This window comes from Psychromonas antarctica (genome assembly GCF_022267535.1).
GTDB classification, from domain to species: domain Bacteria; phylum Pseudomonadota; class Gammaproteobacteria; order Enterobacterales; family Psychromonadaceae; genus Psychromonas; species Psychromonas antarctica.
Genome location: NZ_JAHNZV010000195.1, coordinates 1 through 2,887 on the forward strand (window position 1 = coordinate 1; position 2,887 = coordinate 2,887).

The window sequence follows — 2,887 nt, forward strand, 5'->3', positions numbered from 1 at the left end:
AATTTAATACCTTTTAAAACAGGTTTTTTCGTATGGATACGGCTGTATAAGAAATCTGTAATAGCAAATTTAACTTTCCCAAAAGGGATGGTTTATGAGGATATGTTTTATACCGTTCATGCCTTTGCAAAAGCAAAACGTAGTGTGCGGTTGGATAGTTGTTTAGTTTATTATCGTAAACGTGAAAACTCAATTACTGCAGCTAGGTCATCGCAATATTCGCATCTGTTAATCAATGTTATTACTGCAGTACAACAAGTAATTGATGTTTCTCCTAATCAAAAAGCATTGGTTTCTCTTCTACAGCAACGTGCACTAATTTTAATGTTAAAAGGTTTAAAAATAAAAGATAAACAGGACAGGAAGCAATATTTTTCTCTCTGTTTACCAAAACTATCTGAACTCACACTGCTTGTTGATGCATATGGATCTGATTTTAAAAGTAAAATATTTTATTTCTTGGCAATATTGATGTGCCGAGTTTTAAAGTAATTTATAGATCATTATGTTTTTGGGCATGATTAACTTACATTTTAAGTCTATTAATTTATTGATAGCGCATATTTTTATAAGGGATTGTTTTGAAAAAACCGTTATATTTAACATCATTGTATTATTTAAAAAACAGAATAACGGGTGCCAATAAGCGTTTTGATGAGCTCGGAAAGCGCCTGATTAGGTCTTCGGACTTAGATGTATATATTATTGTGCAACAGGGGGAGCGCCCAGACTGGTGTGACGAATCTAAAGTCATATACATAAAAGCATATAACTCGAAGATACAGAGACTGGTTTCATGGTTACATTTAAGTTGGACCTTATTACGGATACCTAAAGGTGTGCTTTACTCTGATTTTCAACCAATACCTCTTTTTTGCGGTATCAAGCACTTTCATTATCAATTAATACACGATCTTAGAAATTGGACTGAATTTGCTAGAGGAGGACTTGGCACACTATCTTCATTATTCCAACGTTGGCAGTTACGAACTGCTTATAAAGTTGTGACAGTAAGCGAATTTTCTAAAGATGATATTATTTGTAAGTGTGGGCTTCTCCGAGAAAGTATATTTGTTTCTTATAATGGTATTACAGACGACTACACCAAGAAAGATGGAAATGAGGCTGTCTATGATTTTATTTATGTAGCGACCTATGAAAAGCGTAAAAACCACTTAAATCTTATTAAAGCAATTGAGAAATTTCCATTTGACACTAAAACGTGTTTGATCGGTAGAGACTTAGGATCGTTGCCTTCTATAATGCGTTACATCGATTCTTCTAGTTCACGTAATTTAAGAAATATAACCTTCATCGATCATATTGATGAAGCTGAATTAATTAATCTGTATCAAAATACTAAAATTTTTGTTAGTCCATCACTTTTAGAAGGTTTTGGAATGCCATTAATTGAATCTGCTGCATGCGGAACACGTGCCTGCTGTTCTGATATTGAGGTGTTTAGAGAAATCATGGGGGAATCGGCGTATTATTTTGATCCAAATAATCCTGACGGAATACAAAGAGCGCTGCAACATGCCTTATCGGACTCCGGCCAAGCATCAGTTTTATCTATCACTAAATTCAGATGGGATTCGATTGAAAATGAGTTAAGAAATGAGTTTTTAAGTAATTTTTCATAGAGTTATCGTGCCTAGACTAGATTTGCACAAGTATATGTTTTTAAACCACAGATAAAAGATTAAAGAGAGCTCTTGTGAACATTCGTCTTCAAAACTTGTCAATTATTTTGTTATTTCTTTCAGCTGCAGTAGTGCCAATGTACTTTACCGATTTTCGCTTTCCAGTAGGCGGATTGATATTACGCTTGGCAGATTTAATGACATTTACAATTATTGGGTTGTTTGTTGTTTGTTTACATCACGGTGTTGTTCAGTTGTTCTTACCTAAAGGTTTTGCATATCTGATGCTATTTCTCCTTTACTGTTTAATTAATGCCTTATGGCAATCCGGTCTTTTTAAAGCTTTGCTTGCAACCTTTCAATGGTCCTTGATTTTAATGACTATCGTAATTGTGTATAGCCAATCAGTAATGTACCCAGAAAAATTTAGAGACATTTTCATAAAAACACTCCTTATTATTTGTTTTTTTGTAGTTCTATATCATTTTGCACATGGACACTTCTATCGCTATAAATCATTAGGTGATGCTAAGTATATTTTTGGACTCACCGGCGTTTTGATTTTAACTTATAGCTTCTATTTTGAAGATAAAAAATACCTAAGCGTTTTATTTTTACTATACCCCTTTTTGTTATTATCATTGGAACGGAAAGGTATATTGGCTTTTCATCTTGTCTTATTTGTTTACATTTGTGCTGCTTCAAAATTACTTTTCCGCTGGGGAGTATTGTTTTGTCTTTCTATCTTGTTAGTTTCCTTATTTACGCAGCCCGAGATTTTTGATTTTTCTGGGTTCAGATTTTTTGAATATAGCGATTATGAGATGTTTAATTTAGATGAAGAAAAGGCATTGTGGGTATCTAACTACCATCGTCAATCTTTGCTTGAGAATGGTTGGGATGTATTCACTCATAATTGGGTATTTGGTGTAGGCCCCAAAATGTTGACCTATTCGATGCGTGACTACTATTATAGTTTGCATTTGGCTCTGTACACACATAATGTGTTTTTAGATACGCTAATAGAACAAGGTGTAGTTGGTCTGTTTCTTTTATCACTTCCCTATTTTATTCACTTTAGTTCAAGCAATTTTAAATCAGCGCGGCAGCTTATTTGTTTTTTAGGTTTATGTATCTATTCGCTGATTATGCTTTTTTTTATGGCTGGAGGAGCTCCGTCGATGATTTTAATGTATTTACCATTGCTCTTAAGTTATATGTTTAGTAATAAAAAATTAGTATCT

At 33.5% G+C, this 2,887-nt stretch carries 3 protein-coding genes; all 3 read left to right on the forward strand.

The features are described 5' to 3' along the window. The coding region (locus tag KSO91_RS16765) for a hypothetical protein (protein WP_238744167.1) at positions 1–492 on the forward strand (492 nt) is incomplete at its 5' end. A gap of 89 nt (positions 493–581) precedes the next feature. Continuing rightward, the gene (locus KSO91_RS16770) at positions 582–1,643 is read left to right on the forward strand and encodes a glycosyltransferase family 4 protein (protein ID WP_238744168.1); all 1,062 of its coding nucleotides are present in this window, start codon (positions 582–584) and stop codon (positions 1,641–1,643) included. Positions 1,644–1,717: 74 nt separating this feature from the next. Next, positions 1,718–2,887: O-antigen ligase family protein (locus KSO91_RS16775; RefSeq protein WP_238744169.1), on the forward strand; the 1,170-nt coding region annotated here is incomplete at its 3' end.